14 protein-coding genes are annotated in these 18,348 nt (G+C 70.9%); 8 read left to right on the top strand and 6 right to left on the bottom strand.

Annotation, left to right across the window (positions count from 1 at the left end; translation table 11 throughout):
• Positions 1 to 72: 72 nt before the first annotated feature.
• The gene (locus ACK4LS_RS04295; RefSeq protein ID WP_409713668.1) at positions 73 to 1,299 is read left to right on the top strand and encodes a pyridoxal phosphate-dependent aminotransferase; all 1,227 of its coding nucleotides are present in this window, start codon (positions 73 to 75) and stop codon (positions 1,297 to 1,299) included.
• A 9-nt stretch (positions 1,300 to 1,308) separates the two neighbouring features.
• On the opposite strand, the gene ACK4LS_RS04290 is transcribed toward ACK4LS_RS04295, so the two are convergent.
• On the bottom strand, positions 1,309 to 1,746 hold the full coding sequence (locus ACK4LS_RS04290; protein WP_409713666.1) for an Rv3235 family protein: 438 nt from the start codon (positions 1,744 to 1,746) through the stop codon (positions 1,309 to 1,311).
• Between the two features lie 922 nt (positions 1,747 to 2,668).
• On the opposite strand from ACK4LS_RS04290, the gene ACK4LS_RS04285 reads away from it, so the two are divergent.
• Positions 2,669 to 4,165, top strand: a complete 1,497-nt coding sequence (locus ACK4LS_RS04285) for a sensor histidine kinase (RefSeq protein ID WP_409713663.1) — start codon at positions 2,669 to 2,671, stop codon at positions 4,163 to 4,165.
• 171 nt (positions 4,166 to 4,336) lie between these two features.
• Here ACK4LS_RS04285 and ACK4LS_RS04280 read toward each other — a convergent pair whose 3' ends face one another.
• Positions 4,337 to 4,585, bottom strand: a complete 249-nt coding sequence (locus ACK4LS_RS04280) for a WhiB family transcriptional regulator (RefSeq protein ID WP_013583608.1) — start codon at positions 4,583 to 4,585, stop codon at positions 4,337 to 4,339.
• Positions 4,586 to 4,798: 213 nt separating this feature from the next.
• On the opposite strand from ACK4LS_RS04280, the gene ACK4LS_RS04275 reads away from it, so the two are divergent.
• Positions 4,799 to 5,185: a histidine kinase gene (locus ACK4LS_RS04275; protein WP_409713658.1), complete on the top strand. Its 387-nt coding sequence runs from the start codon at positions 4,799 to 4,801 to the stop codon at positions 5,183 to 5,185.
• A gap of 195 nt (positions 5,186 to 5,380) precedes the next feature.
• On the opposite strand, the gene bcp is transcribed toward ACK4LS_RS04275, so the two are convergent.
• The 3 genes from bcp to aroA are packed head-to-tail and all read right to left on the bottom strand — an operon-like array spanning position 5,381 to position 8,256.
• Entirely contained in the window at positions 5,381 to 5,854 is a 474-nt protein-coding gene (gene bcp / locus ACK4LS_RS04270; RefSeq protein ID WP_409713655.1) for a thioredoxin-dependent thiol peroxidase, read from the bottom strand.
• A complete protein-coding gene (gene rsgA, locus ACK4LS_RS04265) occupies positions 5,851 to 6,912 on the bottom strand; it encodes a ribosome small subunit-dependent GTPase A (RefSeq protein ID WP_409713652.1) in 1,062 nt (353 codons plus the stop codon). The genes bcp and rsgA overlap by 4 nt, the downstream gene beginning before the upstream one ends.
• A gap of 3 nt (positions 6,913 to 6,915) precedes the next feature.
• On the bottom strand, positions 6,916 to 8,256 hold the full coding sequence (gene aroA / locus ACK4LS_RS04260; RefSeq protein ID WP_409713649.1) for a 3-phosphoshikimate 1-carboxyvinyltransferase: 1,341 nt from the start codon (positions 8,254 to 8,256) through the stop codon (positions 6,916 to 6,918).
• A 31-nt stretch (positions 8,257 to 8,287) separates the two neighbouring features.
• Between aroA and ACK4LS_RS04255 the strand changes: the two genes are divergently transcribed.
• The 5 genes from ACK4LS_RS04255 to ACK4LS_RS04235 are packed head-to-tail and all read left to right on the top strand — an operon-like array spanning position 8,288 to position 14,409.
• The gene (locus ACK4LS_RS04255; protein ID WP_409713646.1) at positions 8,288 to 8,974 is read left to right on the top strand and encodes a sigma-70 family RNA polymerase sigma factor; all 687 of its coding nucleotides are present in this window, start codon (positions 8,288 to 8,290) and stop codon (positions 8,972 to 8,974) included.
• On the top strand, positions 8,971 to 9,213 hold the full coding sequence (locus tag ACK4LS_RS04250) for a zf-HC2 domain-containing protein (protein ID WP_409713643.1): 243 nt from the start codon (positions 8,971 to 8,973) through the stop codon (positions 9,211 to 9,213). The genes ACK4LS_RS04255 and ACK4LS_RS04250 overlap by 4 nt, the downstream gene beginning before the upstream one ends.
• Before the next feature lie 47 nt (positions 9,214 to 9,260).
• Positions 9,261 to 10,565 (top strand): GNAT family N-acetyltransferase, encoded by a 1,305-nt coding sequence (locus ACK4LS_RS04245; RefSeq protein WP_409713640.1) that lies wholly within the window; start codon positions 9,261 to 9,263, stop codon positions 10,563 to 10,565.
• Between the two features lie 35 nt (positions 10,566 to 10,600).
• Positions 10,601 to 13,111 (top strand): bifunctional lysylphosphatidylglycerol flippase/synthetase MprF, encoded by a 2,511-nt coding sequence (locus ACK4LS_RS04240; protein WP_409713637.1) that lies wholly within the window; start codon positions 10,601 to 10,603, stop codon positions 13,109 to 13,111.
• Complete coding sequence (locus tag ACK4LS_RS04235) at positions 13,108 to 14,409, top strand: alpha/beta hydrolase (protein WP_409713634.1); 1,302 nt, start codon at positions 13,108 to 13,110, stop codon at positions 14,407 to 14,409. Before ACK4LS_RS04240 ends, ACK4LS_RS04235 begins: the two co-directional genes overlap by 4 nt.
• A 108-nt stretch (positions 14,410 to 14,517) precedes the next feature.
• On the opposite strand, the gene ACK4LS_RS04230 is transcribed toward ACK4LS_RS04235, so the two are convergent.
• On the bottom strand, positions 14,518 to 18,210 hold the full coding sequence (locus tag ACK4LS_RS04230; protein ID WP_409713631.1) for a multifunctional oxoglutarate decarboxylase/oxoglutarate dehydrogenase thiamine pyrophosphate-binding subunit/dihydrolipoyllysine-residue succinyltransferase subunit: 3,693 nt from the start codon (positions 18,208 to 18,210) through the stop codon (positions 14,518 to 14,520).
• Between the last annotated feature and the right edge of the window lie 138 nt (positions 18,211 to 18,348).

The following is an 18,348-nucleotide window of genomic DNA, read 5'->3' as shown; positions in this document are numbered from 1 at the left end:
GATGCCGATTGCCCGACCGGGCGGTCCACGCGGTGTCGATTGGCCGTTCCGGCCCGGGGATATCCTGAACCGATGAGCCCGCTGCGCCCCCTCGATCAGTCGTCGAAGCTGAAGGACGTCCTCTACGAGATCCGCGGGGAGGCCCTCGTCGAGGCCGATCGTCTCGAGGCCGAGGGGCACGCGATCCTCAAGCTCAACACCGGCAACCCGGCGATCTTCGGCTTCGAGGCGCCGCACCAGATCGTGCGCGACATGATCGCGTCGGTGCCCAATGCCCACGGGTACAGCGACAGCCGCGGCATCCTGTCCGCGCGCCGCGCCGTCGTCTCGCGGTACGAGGAGGAGCCCGGCTTCCCTCACCTCGACCCCGACCACGTGTTCCTCGGCAACGGGGTGTCGGAGCTCATCACGATGACCATGCAAGCGCTGCTCGACGAGGGCGACGAGGTGCTCATCCCGGCTCCGGACTACCCGCTGTGGACGGCGATGACGAGCCTGGGCGGCGGCACCCCGGTGCACTACCTCTGCGACGAGTCACGCGAGTGGCAGCCCGATCTCGAGGACATCCGGTCGAAGGTCACCCCGCGCACCAAGGCGATCGTCGTCATCAACCCCAACAACCCGACCGGTGCCGTCTACTCGCGCGAGGTGCTCGAGGGCATCGCCGACATCGCCCGCGAGCACTCCCTCCTGCTCCTCGCGGATGAGATCTACGACCGCATCCTGTTCGACGACGCGGTGCACATCCCGATGGCCACCGTCGCCCCCGACCTGCTGTGCCTGACGTTCAACGGCCTGTCGAAGACCTACCGCGTCGCGGGATACCGGTCGGGATGGCTGGCCATCACGGGCCCGAAGGGCCACGCGCAGGGATTCCTGCAGGGCATCAACCTGCTGGCATCCACGCGGCTGTGCCCGAATGTGCCGGCGCAGTTCGCGGTGCAGGCGGCGCTGTCGGGAGTGCAGTCGATCGAAGGGCTGATCGCCCCGACCGGGCGGCTCCACGAGCAGCGGGATGCCGCCTGGCAGGGCCTGGAGGCCATCCCCGGTGTGTCGTGCGTGCTGCCCCGCGGCGCCCTATACGCCTTCCCGCGGTTCGACCCCGACGTGTACGAGATCCCCGACGACGGCAAGTTCGTGCGCGACTTCCTGCTCGCCGAGCACGTGCTGCTCGTGCAGGGCTCGGGCTTCAACTGGCCGGCCACCGACCACGTGCGCATCGTGACGCTGCCGGAAGCACGCGTGATCAGCGACGCGATCGAGCGGCTCGGGAACTTCCTCTCCTCGTGGCGGCCCTGAGCGGCGGGGTCAGAGCAACCCGAGAGCCGTGACGCGCCAGCGTCCGTCGATGCCTTCGAAGCGCAGGGCGACGGCGCGAGTGCGCACGCGCGCCGACGCCGTGACGGTCGCTTCGAAGACGCCGTCGGCGGGGGAGCACAGGTGCACGCTGCGGATGACGTGCACGTCTCGAAGTGCCGACACCCGGCGCGCGCTCCGGGCGCGGGCGGCGAGGTTCGCACGCGCGACGAGGTTGCGGTAGACCTCCTCGGACAGCCATCGCGCGAGCTGTTCGGCCTCCCGGACGCCGGCCAGGACCTCGAGGATGCCGCGGACGGTATTGCGCGCGAAGACGTCGGGTGACGGCAGCTCGGCCGTGGGCGTTCTCTGCGGCGCGAAGAAGTCGTCGCCACCGCGGCCGGTCGGAGACGGTCCCGGCCGCGTATGACGCTTGGGTAGGAGTGACATGGTTCCCCTCGGTGAGGTGGCGTGGGGCCCCCGTGCGGGGCGTGCGGCCGACAGTAGGGGAGCGGGCGCTCGCCGGATGTCGCTTGTGCGTCGACTGTGGATGGGAGGCGTCGCGGGTGAGGCTGGGGAGAGGTCACGACCGGTCACCGCGGCGGTCGTCGCCGCGTTTCGGTGCGGCCTGAACGCTCGCGGACGGCGATCCCGCCGCCGGACGGCTCTCCGGCGTCCCCGTTGCGATCGTCGACGAAGACAACGACGCGGTGCACCTCGAGACGCGCGCGTCAGGGTGAGACGAGGGGTTCGGCGCGCACGCGTCCCGGCGACGGGCGAGGACCTTCCCGGGGGAGGAGCGCGGAAGCAGCGGCGCGCTCTGTCCACGACGCGGCGGCGGCATGAGGTGAGGAGTCCCCCGTTCGTTCCTCATGATGTCCCCCTTTTGGGGGATCTGCGGGCTTCACCCGGTGCGACGACGACGTCTGCTCGCCCCCGCCGCTCGGGTCTTCGTCACCGCTGCCGCGCGCCCGATCTTCGCCGGGGCGCGGGGGGCGCGGGCGGCGTCGACCACCCGGAGTGTCACCTTTCCGAGGGTGTCCTTTGTAGCCGGAGGGAAGCCCGGCTTCCCGCTCGTCGACCCCGAGCTGCACAGCGACGGGGTGCCGGAGCAGGGGGTCGTCCTCCCGCTCGAGGCGTTCGCGGGCATCGCCCGCGAGCACTCTTCGCCGCGTCTGGCGGATGAGATCTGCGACCGGGGGGTCGCGAGAGTCGTCTTCTTCGCCGCAGAGACCCGGGACGACGGTGTGTCCGATGCTCTGCGGGTCATCGAGAGGCGGCAGGCGACCCTCGACCCCTCCGCCCGGCTCCGCCGCGTGCTGCGCCGCTTCGTTCGCGGCGTCGCTCGTCGCGTGCACCGTAGGGTGAGAGGGTGTCGACACTCAGTGAACTCGTCTACGCCCAGGGCCGCTCCAGCGAGGCCGATGTCGAGTGGCTGCACCGGCTCGCCGGTGACGGGCAGCTGCTGGCCGATCTGGCCTTCGCCGACATCGTGATCTGGGTGCCGACCCCCGACGACTCCTTCGTCGCCGTCGCGCACACCCGACCCGGGGGAGCGGCGACGCTCTTCTACCGCGACATCGTCGGCGACCGCGTCCGACCCCAGTGGCGCACCCAGGTGCGCGAGGCGTTCCAGAGCGGGCGCATCGTCGATTCGGCATCCCCTGACTGGTTCGAGGAGACGCCCACGCGCGTGCGTGCGGTGCCCATCGTGCGCGAGCTCTCGCGCGAGGGGCACGCGGTGACCACGGTCGGCGTGCTCACCCGTCACACGAACCTCGGCGAGACGCGCACGCCCTCCCGTCAGCAGATCACCTTCAACGACTGCGCCGACGATCTGTTCGGCATGATCTCCTCCGCGGAGTTCCCCGACCTCTCGGCGCCCACGGCTCCCCGCCGCGGTGCCCCCCGGGCCTCGGACGGACTGATCCGCCTCGACGTCGACGGCATCACCACCTTCGCGAGCCCGAACGCGCTCTCGGCGTTCAACCGCATGGGCTTCGACGACGAACTCGAGGGCGAGTCGCTCGCCGAAGTCACCGCCCGCATCCTGCCGGCCAAGCGACAGGACGTCGACGAATCGTTGCCGGTCGTGGTCAGCGGGCGCGCGCCGTGGCGCGCCGACATGGAGGCGCGCGGGGTGCAGGTGTCGCTGCGCACGATCCCGCTCCGCGATCGCGGAACACGCATCGGCGCGATCGTGCTGAGTCGTGACGTCACCGAGATCCGGCACCAGGAGCAGGAGCTCATCACCAAAGACGCCACGATCCGCGAGATCCACCACCGCGTGAAGAACAACCTCCAGACGGTGGCGTCGCTCCTTCGCATCCAGGCGCGGCGCACCCATTCCGACGAGGCGCGCGACGCGCTCACGCAGGCCATGCGCCGTGTGTCGGCGATCGCGGTCGTGCACGACACGCTGTCGGAGGGGCTCGCGCAGAACGTCGACTTCGACGACGTGTTCGCCCGTGTGCTCAAGCTCGTGGCCGAGGTCGCCGCGGCGCCCAACACGCGGGCGCGCACGCGCAGTACCGGCAGGTTCGGAACGCTTCCGAGTCAGTTCGCGACACCCCTCGCCCTCGCCCTGACCGAGCTGGTGACCAACGCGGTCGAGCACGGGCTCGCGGGGCAGGAGGGCGACGTCGAGATCGCCGCCGAGCGCACCGGGGAGATGCTCGAGGTGAGCGTCCGCGACACCGGGGTGGGCCTGCCCGAAGGGCAGGTGGGCCGAGGCCTGGGGACGCAGATCGTGCGCACGCTCATCCAGGGGGAGCTCGGCGGAACCATCGACTGGCACACGCTGATGGGCAGTGGCACCGAGGTGACGATCGAGATCCCGCTTCGTTACATCGGCGGTTCCTCGGCCTGACCTCGCGCCTGTCGCGCGGCCGGACTCTCACGCGTCTTCCGCGGTTCCGCGCTGGATCCCCCGAGAACGGGGCGCTGTCGCGGGTTCCGTGCGGGGCCGGGCCTCGTCGTCCCCGCACGACGAAGCCCACCCCCGAGGGAGTGGGCTTCGTCGAACGGCGGATGCCGTGGGTCAGGAGGCGCGACGGGCGCGAGCGGCGCGACGCTTGAGCGCGCGACGCTCGTCTTCGCTCAGACCGCCCCAGACGCCCGAGTCCTGGCCGGACTCGAGGGCGTACTGCAGGCAGACCTCCGTGACGGTGCAACGCGCGCAGACCGACTTTGCCTTCTCGATCTGGTCGACCGCGGGGCCGGTGTTGCCCACGGGGAAGAACAGCTCGGGGTCGACGGTCAGGCAGGCTGCTTTGTCGCGCCAATCCATAGGGGTGCTCCTTGTAACAGAAAATGTGGTCGATTCGGCACCGGGATTCGGGTCCGGTACCCTGGTGGGAACGCGAGCGATTGCTCGCCCCACTTCGCTGTGGGAGCACACGGCTTGTTCCATGCTCCCATAGCGATTCAGCCTGATCAAGAGGTAACCGGCAGGTTTCCGGAACGTAACGGCGTGGGAGTGCCCGTCGAGGAGGCTTTTGCGATGCCGGTTCGTCTCGCGGCCGCAGCCGTCCTGGGGCTCGAGGCCCTCGGCATCCTGGCGCTCGCGGGGTGGCAGACGGTCGCCCTCATCGGAGGAGACACCGATTCGGTCGTGAGCTCCATCGCCCTCATCGTTTTGACGGTGATCGGGGCGGTGGCGGTGGGCGCGTTCGGCATCGCCACGCTGCGCGACGTATCGGCCGGGCGCTCGGGTGGCATCGTCACTCAGCTGCTCATCCTGTCGGTCGCCATCGGCGCCATCACCGGGGAGTGGGCCGCGCCGGCGATCGCGGTGCTCATCGCCGCCCCGGCGGTGGTCGGGCTCGTGCTCCTGGTGCTCGCGGTGCGTGCTGCCGCGCCGCGCCGCCGCGACGACGTCGCCGACTGATCCGTTCCGCCCGTCCAGGCTCCGCCCTCGCGGCCAGGGCGCGGGAGATTCGCGGCCTCGACCGGGACGCGGCGCGTGTCACGGTGGCGGCAGGGCAGATGTTCGGTGTCGCCTCGCGGAGTCCGGGCGGCAGCGGCATCCGAGACGAAGACCCCGTCGCCGCTGGTGCGGGACGGGGTCTCGGCAGGGCGCGGGTCAGGCGGCGGCGAGGCCGAGCGTCTTGCGCAGGCGCGCGACGTGGCCGGTCGCCTTCACGTTGTAGAGCGCCTCGACGATCGCGCCGTCTTCGTCGACGACGAAGGTCGAACGCAGCACGCCGGTGATGGTCTTGCCGTAGTTCTGCTTCTCGCCCCAGGCGCCGTAGGCCTCGTGCACGGTGTGGTCGGGGTCGCTCAGCAGCGGGAAGGTGAGTCCGTCGCTGTCGCGGAAGGCACGGAGCTTCTCGGGGGTGTCGCGCGAGATGCCGAGCACCGTGTAGCCGGCGCCCTGGAGCGACGCGAGGCTGTCGCGGAAGTCGCACGCCTGCGTGGTGCAGCCGGGGGTCTGCGCGGCCGGGTAGAAGTACAGGATGACGCGGCGCCCACGGAAGTCGCTCAGCGAGACGGGATGCTCGTCCTGGTCCAGGAGGGTGAAGTCGGGCGCGGCGGTTCCGGGTTCGAGGTTCGTCACCCCTCCAGCCTAGAACGCTCGATGCCCTGGAACGTCGTCAGCAGGCGCTGCAGCGAATCGAGACGCGCCGCAGCCCCCGGTCCGAGTCGGCCCGACGCGACGGCGTCGACGATCGCGCAGTCGGGGGCGTCGGGCAGGTGCGTGCAGCCGCGGGGGCACTCCTGGGCCACCTCGGCGAGGTCGGTGAACGCCCCGAGCACGTGCGCCGGATCGACGTGGCCGAGACCGAACGAGCGGACGCCGGGGGTGTCGATGACCCACCCGGAGCCGGCGGGACCGCGGTAGCGCAGCGACACCGCCGACGATGAGGTGTGCCGGCCGCGTCCGGTCACGACGTTGACGTGCCCGATGGCGCGCTCCGAGCCCGTGAGGGCGTTGACGAGGGTGGACTTGCCCACGCCCGAGTGCCCGACGAACACTGTCGCGTGCCCGGCGATCGCCTCGCCGATGGCATCAAGGGGCATGTCGCCCTGTGCGCTCGTGAACACGCGCAGGTCGATCCCGTCGAAGTGCGCGAGGAAGCCCGTCGGATCGGCCAGGTCGGTCTTGGTCACCACGAGCAGGGGGCGGATGCCCGCGTCCAGCGCCGCCACCAGGTAGCGGTCGACCAGCCGCTCGCGCGGCTCGGGATCGGCGGCGGCCACGACGATGAGCATCTGGTCGGCGTTGGCGACGATGACGCGCTCGACCTGGTCGGTGTCGTCGGCGCTGCGCCGCAGCAGCGAGGTGCGCTCCTCGATGCCGATGATGCGACCGAGCGATCCCTCGTCTCCCGACAGGTCGCCCACCACGCGGGCGCGGTCGCCGTTCACGATCGGCTGCTTGCGCAGCTCACGGGCGCGGGTGGCGAGCACCCTGCGCTCGTCGGGGCCGTCTTCGTCGACGAGCACGGTGTATCGGCCGCGGTCGACGCCCATCACGCGGGCGATCTGCGCGTCGGCGTGCGCGGGGCGGCGCTTCGTGCGCGGCCGGTTCGCCTTGGGGTTGGGGCGCACCCGGATCGACGACTCGTCGAACTCGAGGTCGTCGTCGTCGTGGGCGTCGTCGAGCCAGCTCACGCGTCAGCCCGCGGCATCCGGGGAGAGCATCGCCTGCCAGAGGGCGGGGAACTGGGGCAGGGTCTTGGCCGTGGTGCCGATGTCGTCGACCCGCACGCCGGGGACGCGCAGGCCGATGAGGGCGCCGGTCGTTGCGAGACGGTGGTCGTGGTGCGCCTTCCACTCGCCGCCACGCAGGGGACGCGGAACGATGCGGATGCCGTCTTCGAGCTCGTGCGCCTCGCCGCCGAGCGAGCGCAGGTTGCCGACGAGGGCGGCGATGCGGTCGGTCTCGTGCCCGCGGATGTGGCCGATGCCGTGCAGCGTGGTGGGGCCGTCGGCGAAGGCCGCGAGACCGAAGAGGGTCGGGGCCAGCTCTCCCGCCGCCGACAGGTCGAGTTCGACGCCGACGATGCCGTCGTCGCCGGCGGCGACCGTCAGGGCGCCGCCGCGGCGGCTGACGCGCGCGCCCATCTCGGCGAGGATGTCGACCAGCAGCGCGCCGGGCTGGGTGCTGTGCAGCGGCCAGCCCGTGACCGTGACCGATCCACCCGTGACCATGGCCGCCGCCAGGAACGGCGAGGCGTTGGAGAGGTCGGGCTCGATCGAGACGTCTTTCGCGCGCACCGGGCCGGCGGGGACGATCCACTCTCCCGGTGCCGGACGCTCGACGTGCACCGCGCGGTGCGCGAGCGACTCGACCGTCATGTCGATGTGCGGGATGCTCGGCAGCCGGGTGCCCACGTGCCGGAGGTGGAGACCGACGTCGAAGCGCGCGGCGGCGAGCAGCAGCCCCGACACGAACTGGCTCGACTGGCTCGCGTCGATCTCGACTTCGCCGCCGCGCACATGGCCGTGCCCGCGGACCGAGAAGGGGAGGGCCCAGTGACCGCCGTCGTCGATGTCGACGCCCACGTCGCGCAGGGCGCGGATCATGGCGCCCATGGGCCTGTGCAGCGCGCTCTCGTGCGCGGTGACGTGCACGTCGCCGCGGGCGAGACCCGCCAGCGGCGCGACGAAGCGCATGACCGTGCCGGCCTGTCCGCAGTCGACCTCGCAGTCGCCGGTGAAGGCGGCCGGGGGCGTGACGAGCAGGTCGGGACCGTAGGGCGAGCCGGTGTCGACCTCGTCGAGGCCGACGCCCAGCGCGCGCAGAGCGTCGATCATGCGCGCCGAGTCGTCGGAGTGGAGGGGAGCGTGCAGCGTGCCGGGGCCGTCGGCGATCGCCGCCAGGACGAGCTCGCGATTGGTCAGCGACTTCGAGCCGGGCACCGTGACGGTGGCATCCACCGGCCCCGGGGCGACGGGCGCGTCCCACGCGCCGCGGGGAGTGGCGGCGGAAGGGGAATACCCGAGGGGAGTCATCGGTTCCTAGCCTACTGAAAGGGGGAGACACGTGACCGCACTTCTGGAGCGCGACCGCACCGCGGCGACCGTCCCGGTGGCCGTCGACGCGCGCGACGTAGACTGGCGCGCGATGAACGACACGGCAGACGCGGGCCCGCTCGAGGTGGAGCCCCGCGCACAGTTCGAAGAGCAGGCGCTGCCCTTCATGGACCAGCTCTACGCGGCGGCCATGCGCATGACGCGCAACCCGGCCGACGCCGCCGACCTGGTGCAGGAGACCTTCGTGAAGGCCTTCGGCTCGTGGGCGACGTTCACGCAGGGGACCAACCTCAAGGCGTGGCTGTACCGCATCCTGACGAACACGTACATCAACACGTATCGCAAGAAGCAGCGCGAGCCCTACCAGAGCGCCATCGACGACCTGGAGGACTGGCAGCTCGGCGGGGCCGAATCGACCACGGCCAGCAGCGCCCGTTCGGCCGAGGCCGAAGCGATCGACCACATGCCGGCATCCGTCGTCAAAGACGCCCTGCAGTCGATCCCCGAGGATTTCCGGATGGCGGTGTACCTCGCCGACGTCGAGGGGTTCGCCTACCAGGAGATCGCCGACATCATGAAAACCCCGATCGGCACGGTCATGAGCCGTCTGCACCGCGGACGACGCCTTCTGCGCGACCTGCTGTCGGATTACGCCAAGGAGCGCGGCATCCAGGCCGCGACGGGAGAGAAGAAATGAGCGACTGCGGCTGCGACGAGGCGCGACGCGACCTCGAGGAGTACCTGCGCAACGAGGTCTGCAAGACCCAGCACCAGGACATCCGTGAGCACCTCGAGAACTGCCCCGGATGCCAGGACGAGGCCCTCGTGGCCCGCACACTGACCGAGGTCGTCGCACGTGCGTGCAAGGAGACGGCGCCCGACGAGCTGCGGGATCAGGTGCTCTCGCGCCTGCGCGCGATCCAGGCCACCCACTGATCCGCGGGGGGTCCCCGGGTGTCGGGGGTCATCCCTAGGCTGGGGGCATGGCATCCATCGACACGCTGAACCTGCCCCTCGACGAGACCTCCGCCGCCGATCTGTCGGCAGTGGGCCTCGAATACGCCCGGGTGGATGCCGATGGCGAGGGCTTCCGTCCCTTCCAGCGCGCGGTGGCCCGGGGCTTCCTCGGCGGTGAGTCCACCGACGACGAGGCCGAGAACTCACGCAAGACGCTGCGCACCCGTCGGCTCACCGGTGTCTTCGACCGCTCCGGGACCGAGCCCGAGGTGCCGGTGGGCACGATCGACTCCTGGGCGGCCCCGCTGACCACGTCACCCGGCCGCACGTGCGACCTGTGGTCCATCAGCGCCGTGACCGTCGCTCCGACGCACCGCCGACGCGGCATCGCGCGGGCCATGATCGGGGGCGAGCTGCGCACCGCCGCCGCCGCCGGTTTCGCCGTGGCCGGACTGACGGTGACCGAAGCGACGATCTACGGTCGATGGGGCTTCTCTCCCGCCGCGTGGGCGTCGGATGTCGTGATCGACGCGCGCCGGGCCCGCTGGACGGGGCCGGTGGCGCCGGGGCGTCTGGACTTCGTTCCGCGGGCGAGCCTGGTGGAGCGCCTTCACGCGATCCACGAGCGCGTCCGCGTGCAGCGGCCGGGCTCGGTGCCCGGGTGGGACGGCCGGTGGCGGGGTGTCGCCGGGATCGCTCCCGGCGACAAGGAGGCCGAGAAGGTGCGGGCGGTGGCCTACCGCGACGCCGCCGGCACCGAGCGCGGCATCCTGGTGTACACGATCGAGGAGACGGCGGAGTTCTCCGCCCACGACCTGAACGTGCGCGCCCTGTTCGCCGACGGCGACGAGGCATACGCGGCGCTCTGGCGGTTCGCGATCGAGCACGACCTCGTCGGCACCGTGAAGGCGTGGCTGCAGGCCCCGGTGCCGCCGGTGCAGTGGATGGTCTCCGACCGTCGCGCCGTCACGGCGACACTCACCGACCACCACTGGCTGCGCGTTCTCGACGTGCCCGGGGCGCTGTCGTCGCGGGAGTACTCGGCCCCGCTCGACGTCGTGCTGCGGGTGGACGACCCGCTCGGTCTGGCCGACGGCGCCTGGGCGCTGCACATCGACGCGGCCGGCGCGGCCTCCGTCACCGCCGTGGACGACGAGCGCGCCGTGGACCTCGAGCTGACCGTCGGAGCGCTCGGCTCCCTGCTGCTGGGCGGCGTGCGCGCGAGCGAGCTGGGTGCGACCGGGCTCGTCCGCGGAGACCGTCAGACGCTCGCCGCCGTGGACCGTGCCTTCGCCCCCGCGGCGACGCCGCTGCTGGACATCTGGTACTGACGCCCCTCATAGACTCCCGCCGTACGATTCCGCCGATGTCCGACGCACCTGCCACCGCGGCCGCCCCACGCCTGTCGACCCGACTGGGCGCGCTGCGCGCGATCCTGCGTGGCTTCGTGCGTCAGAACCCCGTCGCGTTGGCGGCGGCCCTGCTCGTGCTCTCCTCGGCCGCGGTCACCGGCTCGCTCTGGGGCGACGACGCGTCGGTGTGGGGAGCGGGGCCGCTGGCGACGTTCTCGAGCGGCCGGTGGTGGACGCTTCTGACGGCCCTCGTCATCCCCGACTCACCGGTGGACGCATTCACGTCGACACTGCTCGCCCTGACGGCGCTGGCGTACGCCGAGCGCCTGCTCGGCTCGCGCCGGACCGGTGTGCTCCTGGTGGCGCTGGGAGCGGCCGGACTCGTCGTGGGCATCGGCCTGCACGCGGCGGCGTGGACCCTCACCGACCTCCGGCCGGTGGTGGCCGCCGAGGTCCCGGTGCTCGATCCGACGACCCCCATCGCCGGCGTGGTCATGGCGGCGTCGGCGTTCGCGCCGACGCTGTGGCGCCGTCGACTGCGTCTGGTCGGGTTCGCGCTGCTCGCCCTCTTCGCGCTGTACGCGGGCGACGCCGACTCCTGGTACCGCTTCACGGCCGCGGTCATCGGGCTCTGCGTGGGCGCGGTGCTCGCGCGTGGGCGGGAGCGCCGTTCCTGGCACCGCAGTTCCACGCGCGAGACGCGCACGCTGCTCGCACTCCTCGTCGCGGTCGTGGGCAGCGGCCCCCTGGTGGCCCTGGTCAGCGGCGGGGGCCGCGGCCCGTTCTCGCTCGTCGTCGACGCGTACACCCAGTACGACGACGAGCTGCTCAGCCGGTGCGGATCGGTGGCCCAGTCGGTGTGCGACGAGCAGGTGGCGCTGCTGATGACACGGGGGGCAGGACCCGCACTTCTCGCCGTCACCCCCCTGGTGCTGCTGCTGGTCTCCGCGTGGGGCCTGCGGCAGGGGCGGCGGGCGGCCTGGATCGTGGCGCTGTTCGTGCTGGTGTCCTCGGCCGTTCTGCCCCTCCTGTCGCTCCTCGACGGCCGCCTTCGGATCGACCCCTGGGTCGACGGCAGCGGTGCCGAGTACGTGCTGTGGGCGCTCGCCTCGATCGTCATCCCCCTGGCACTGGCCGCCGCCCTCGTGGTCGCCCGCGCGCGTTTCACGGTGCGGGCCACGCGCAAGGCGGCTCGCATTATGGCCGCCGTCATCACCCTGGCCTTCCTCGGGTGCGCGACGACGCTGTTCGTCGTCGAGGCGATGGGACGCCGCAGCTTCGATCGCGAGCTCTCGGTCGTCGATCTTCTCGGTCTCACGCTGCGCCGGTTCTTCCCGCCGGCCTTCACGAACCCCGGCGGGGGCACGGCCTTCCCGCACCACGGTCCGGCGCTCTTCGCCTATCAATGGATCGGTGTGCTGTTCTGGGCGATCGTCGTCGTCGCCATCCTGTGGCTCTACCGGCGGGCTCGCCGCCCCGAGGCCGGCGACGTCGGCCGCTACCGCGAGCTGCTGCGCCGCGGCGGCGACACCCTCGGCTTCCTGGGCACGTGGGCGGGTAACCGGCACTGGTACTCCGACGACGGCGCGTGCGCCGTGGCCTACCGTCTGTCCGGCGACGTGGCCCTCGCCGTGGCCGACCCGCTCGCACCGGTCGGGCGCCGGCCGGAGGCGCTTCGCGGCTTCGCCGACTCGTGCGTCGAACACGGCTGGACCCCGGCCTTCTACAGCGTGCACGCCGACACCCTCGATGACCTGCTCGAGCTCGGATGGCGCCACGTGCCGGTGGGGGTCGAGACCGTCATGGATCTGCCCGGGCTCACCTTCGCGGGGAAGACGTGGCAGAAGGTGCGGCAGCCGCTGACGCGTGCGGAACGCGAGGGGTACACGGCCGTGTGGTCGCGGTGGCACGAGCTCACCGTCGCCCAGGCATCGCAGATCATCGCCATCGATGAGGAGTGGGTGGCCGATCGCGCCCTGCCCGAGATGGGGTTCACTCTCGGCTCGCTCGACGAGCTGCGCGACCGCGAGGTGCGACTGCTGCTGGCGGTCGGTCCCGACCAGCGCATCGAAGCGGTGACGAGTTGGATGCCGAGCTGGACCGACGGCGAGATCACGGGGTGGACGCTCGACTTCATGCGGCGGCGCACCGCCGGTCCGAACGGCATGATGGAGTTCCTCATCGCCAAGGCCGCCCTGCGGTTGCAGGAGGAGGGGGCGACCGTGCTGAGTCTGTCGGGAGCGCCGCTCGCCGACGACCCCGACGAACCGGTCGACGGCGACCCCGCGCCGCTGCGCTCCCTGCTGCGTTGGCTCGCGGAGGTGCTCGAACCCGCTTACGGCTTCGCGTCGCTGTTCCGGTTCAAGGGCAAATTCCGGCCGCGCTATCGTTCCCTCTCGCTCGCCTATCGCGACCCGCTGCAACTGCCGGCGATCGGAGCGGCCGTGGGCCGCGCCTACCTGCCCGACGCGTCCCGACGAGAGATGGTCGCCCTCGCGCGGACGGCGTGGGAGGGACGACGATGAACCGGTTCGTGTTGTCGTTCGAGTTGATCGACTCGCCCGTGCTCATCGTGCTCGCCGTGATCACGGGTCTCGGTGTGATCGCCGTCACCGCGTGGGCACCCCGCCGTGTCGTGCGGACGCTGGTGATCGGGACTGCGGCGGGAGTCGCCATGTACATCGCCGCACACATCCTCGAGGCGATGGATCTCTTCCAGGGGCCCCTCCCCGCGGGAGGCGCGACGTGGGCCGCGATGGCCGTCGCGGCCGTCGCCGTCGGAATCGTGGGGATCTGCCGTCGCCCGTGGGGCCGTCGCGTGGTCGGCGCCCTCACCGTCGTGACGGCGCTGCTCGCGGGCGCGGTGGGCGTGAACGCCTCGTACGGTGTGACGCACAATCTGGCGGCGATCCTCGGCGTCCAGGCGCTGGACCCCGCGACGCTTCCTCCGCAGGACGCCTCCGCGGGTGATCCGGCGACCCTCTACCGAAGCTGGGAGCCGCCGGCGGGCATGCCCGCGAAGGGGTCGGTCAGCGCCCTCACGGGCAGTACCAGGATCCCCACGGGACAGTACGCGGCACGGGATGCGTCGTTGTACCTGCCGCCCGCGGCCCAGGTCGAGAACCCTCCGGCGCTCCCGCTCCTGGTCTTCATGATGGGGCAGCCCGGCTCACCCGACCCGACGGCGCTCGCCAAGGCGCTCGACGCCTTCGCCGGCGCCCACGAGGGCCTCGCCCCCATCGCGATCGTCGTCGATCAGCTCACGGCGCCGGAACTCGATCCGGCCTGCGTCGACTCGGCGAAGTTCGGCGCCGTCTCCACGTACATCAACGACCTCGTGCCCCAGTGGGCCGAGGCGAACCTGAACATCGTCACGGACCACCGGTTCTGGACCATCGGGGGCTTCTCGAACGGTGGCTCGTGCGCCGCGACGTACGGAGCGAAGTACCCCGACACCTGGGGGCAGGTGCTCGATGTCATGGGCAACGAGTTCCCGGGGTCCGAGCACGTCTCGCAGACGGTGTCGGACGTGTACGACGGCGATGCCGGGGCGTTCCAGGCCGGCAAGCCCGCGGTGATCATGGCGGCGGCCCCCGCCGGCACCTACTCCGGACACACCGCCGTGTTCACCTGGGGCAGCGCCGACACCACCTTCGGCCCGGGGCAGCAGGCCAATGCGGACGCCGCGACGGCTGCCGGGTTCAACGTGCTGACCTATGTCGTCCCGGGTGCGGGGCACACCGGCGAGGCACTCGACGGGAGCCTCGCCTACGCGATCCCCGCGTTGGCGCCCGTTCTGGGGCTGGCGGCACCGCCCTCCTGACCGACGCTGCCGCGCAACGGCCTCCCGGCCCCGTGGTTCCCCGAGCGGGCCGCGGAAACGTCGAGGGGCCGGATCGATCGGAATCGACCCGGCCCCTCGAATGCGGGATCAGCGCGAGAGAGCTTCCTTCATGATCGCGGCGTGCTCGTCGGCGTGCACCTTCGGCGAACCCGTCGCCGTGGACGCGGCCGAAGCGCGCGAGATGCGGCGGACCGGACGCCCATCGAGCTTGTCGGCGACCTCGAGGGCGATGAACGGCCAGGCGCCCTGGTTCTCGGGCTCGTCCTGGACCCACGCCAGTTCGGCGTCGGGGTACTGCGCGAGGACGCGGTTGAGCTCGTCGACCGGTGCCGGGTAGTACTGCTCGACGCGCACGAGGGCGATCTCCGGGTTGGGGTTCTTGTCGAGCTCGGCCCGCAGGTCCCAGTGGATCTTGCCGGCGTGCATCAGCACCCGCTTGACGGCGCCGCGATCCACGCCGCGGTCGTCGTCGAGCACCGGCTCGAAGCGACCCTCGAGGAAGTGCTCGACGGGGCTCGTCGCTCCGCGCAGACGCAGCATCGCCTTCGGCGTGAACACCACGAGCGGGCGGCGAGGGCGCTGGTAGGCCTGTCGACGCAGCAGGTGGAAGTACGACGCGGGGGTCGAGGGACGCGCGACGATCATGTTGTCTTGCGCGCACATCTGCAGGTAGCGCTCGATGCGCGCCGACGAGTGGTCGGGGCCCTGACCCTCGTAACCGTGGGGGAGCAGCAGAACGACGCTCGACTGCTGCGCCCACTTCTGGTCGGCCGAGGAGATGAACTCGTCGATGACCGACTGCGCGCCGTTGGCGAAGTCACCGAACTGCGCCTCCCACAGCACCAGCGCGTCGGAGCGCTCGACCGAATAGCCGTACTCGAACGCCATCGCCGCGTACTCGCTGAGCAGGGAGTCGTAGACCCAGAACCGGCCCTGGTTCTCGCTGAGGTTGGCCAGGGGCAGCCATTCCTGGCCGTTGTCGCGGTCGTGCAGCACCGAGTGGCGCTGGACGAACGTGCCGCGACGCGAGTCCTGGCCGGCGAGGCGCACCGGGGTGCCCTCCATCAGCACGGAGCCGAAGGCGAGCAGTTCGCCGAAGGCCCAGTCGATGTTGCCGTTGCGGCTCATGTCGAAGCGCTTCTCGAGCAGCTGCTGGAGCTTCGTGTGCACGGTGAAGCCGTCGGGCTTGTTCACGAACGCGTCGCCGATGTGCTGGACGACCTCGCGGGAGACGCCGGTGGTCTCGGGCGCACCGGTAGCCGGCTCGTCGGCGGCGTCGGTCGAGATGACCGGGTTGGTGCCCGTCTCGGCCTCGTGCGTGTCGGCGAAGGCCACCTCGAGGCGGCTCTGGAAGTCCTGCTTCGCCTGCTCGTACTCGTCTTCGGTGATGTCGCCACGGCCGACGAGCGCCTCGGTGTACAGGCGTCGCACGGAACGCTTCGCCTCGATGAGGTTGGTCATGAGCGGCTGCGTCATCGAGGGGTCGTCGCCCTCGTTGTGACCGCGGCGGCGGTAGCACACGAGGTCGATGACGATGTCGCGGTGGAACTCTTCGCGGTACAGGAACGCCAGTTCCGCGGCGCGGACGACGGCCTCGGGGTCGTCGCCGTTGACGTGCAGGATCGGCGCCTGGATGGTCTTGGCGACGTCGGTCGCGTAGACCGAGGTACGGGCGTCGGTGGGCGTAGTGGTGAAACCGACCTGGTTGTTGACCACGACGTGGATCGTGCCGCCGGTGCGGTAGCCGCGCAGCTGAGACATCTGCAGCGTCTCGACGACGACGCCCTGGCCCGCGAACGCGGCGTCGCCGTGCACGAGGATGGGCAGCCACGAGAACGTGCCGATGGGCTTGCGGTCCTGCTTCGCACGGACGATCCCCTCGAGCACACCGTCGACGGTCTCGAGGTGCGAGGGGTTGGCCGCGAGGTACACCGGCAGCTCGTCGCCGGCGTCGCCGACGAAGGTGCCCTCGGTGCCGAGGTGGTACTTCACGTCGCCCGAGCCGCGCTTGCTCCCGATCGCGACGGCGCCCTCGAACTCGCGGAACACGTGACCGTAGGTCTTGCCCGCGATGTTGGTAAGCACGTTCAGGCGTCCGCGGTGGGCCATGCCGATGGCGGCGCCGTCGAGGCCGGCGGTGGCCGCGCCCTGGAGGATCTGGTCGAGCAGCGGGATGAGCGACTCGCCACCTTCGAGGCTGAACCGCTTCTGGCCGACGTACTTGGTCTGCAGGAACGTCTCGAACGCCTCGGCCTGGTTGAGCTTCGACAGGATTCGCAGCTGCTCGTCGTGGCCGGGCTTGGTGTACTTCACCTCGATGTTGCGCTGGAACCACTGCCGCTGCACCGGGTCTTGGATGTGCATGTACTCGACGCCCATGGTGCGGCAGTACGAGTCGCGCAGCACGCCGAGGATGTCGCGCAGCTTCGCGACGCGCTTGCCCCCGAGGCCGTTCGTGACGAACTCGCGGTCGAGGTCCCAGAACGTGAGGCCGTGCGACTCGATCTCGAGGTCGGGGTGCGTGCGCTGCACGTACTCGAGAGGGTCGACGTCGGCCATCAGGTGGCCGCGCACCCGGTAGGAGTTGATGAGCTCCTGCACGCGTGCACTCTTGTCGATGCGCTCGGAGATGTCGACGCTGATGTCGGCGGCCCAGTGGATGGGTGCGTAGGGGATGCGCAGTGCCGCGAAGATGTCGTCGTAGAAGCCGCGCTGGCCGATGAGCAGCTCGTGCACCTTCTTGAGGAACTCGCCCGACCCGGCACCCTGGATGACGCGGTGGTCGTAGGTGCTGGTGAGCGTGATCGTCTTGCCGATGGCGAGCTCGTTGAGCGTCTTGTCGCTCGCACCCTGGAACTCGGCCGGGTAGTCGAGCGCTCCCGCGCCGATGATCGCGCCCTGGCCGCGCATGAGACGCGGTACCGAGTGCACGGTGCCGATGCCGCCGGGGTTCGTCAGCGACACCGTCGTGCCCTGGAAGTCGCCGGGGGTGAGCTTGTTGCCGCGCGCACGGCGCACGAGGTCTTCGTAGGAGGCGAGGAACTCACCGAACGTGAGGGTGTCGGCGCGCTTAATGCTCGGCACGAGCAGCGCGCGCGAGCCGTCGGGCTTGGGCATGTCGATCGCGATGCCGAGGTTGACGTGCGCGGGGGCCACGACTGAGGGCTTGCCGTCGATCTCGGCGTAGTAGACGTTCTGGCTGGGGAACTCCTTGAGCGCCTGGATGAGCGCCCACCCGATCAGGTGCGTGAAGCTGACCTTGCCGCCGCGCGTGCGCGACATGTGGTTGTTGATGACGATGCGGTTGTCGATCATCAGCTTGGCGGGGATGGTGCGCACGCTCGTCGCGGTGGGCACGGTCAGCGAGTCGTCCATGTTGGACGCCAGGGCCTTCGGCATCCCCTTGAGGACCGTCACACGGTCTTCCTCGATGCTCTCGGAGCCCGCCGAGGGGACCGAGCTGGGCGCCTGCGCCGGGATGGGCTGCGGAGCCGCGGGCTTCGCCGTCGTGCGGGCGACCGGGGCCTGGCCGACGACCGGGATCGGCGCCGTCACGGGCTTGGGCTCGGACGCCGGCGCCGACCGAGGCGCCGAGGGCGGGGGAGCGGCGGTCTGCGACCCGTCGACGACCGGGTGGTACGCCTCCAAGATCGGCCACCAGGCCTTGTCTACGGAGTGCTTGTCGACTTTGAACTGCTCGTAGAGTTCGTCTACGAGCCACTCGTTCGCGCCGAACTCGCCCTCGCTCGAAGTACCGACGCCCGTCACCTGGCTCGACACAGTCGATCGCCTGCTTTCCTCGATGAAGATTCCTATGGATACGCACGGTCGTCCCCGTCCGGCGCGTCTGCCAGCCTAGCCGAGGTTCCTGGGCGGCTCCGGGGCTTTACATACCCGTGATGTGGTGAGGTGGATGCC

Source organism: Microbacterium sp. (genome assembly GCF_046295495.1).
Taxonomy (GTDB): Bacteria; Actinomycetota; Actinomycetes; order Actinomycetales; family Microbacteriaceae; genus Microbacterium.
This window is presented reverse-complemented; position numbering and strand designations above follow the sequence as displayed.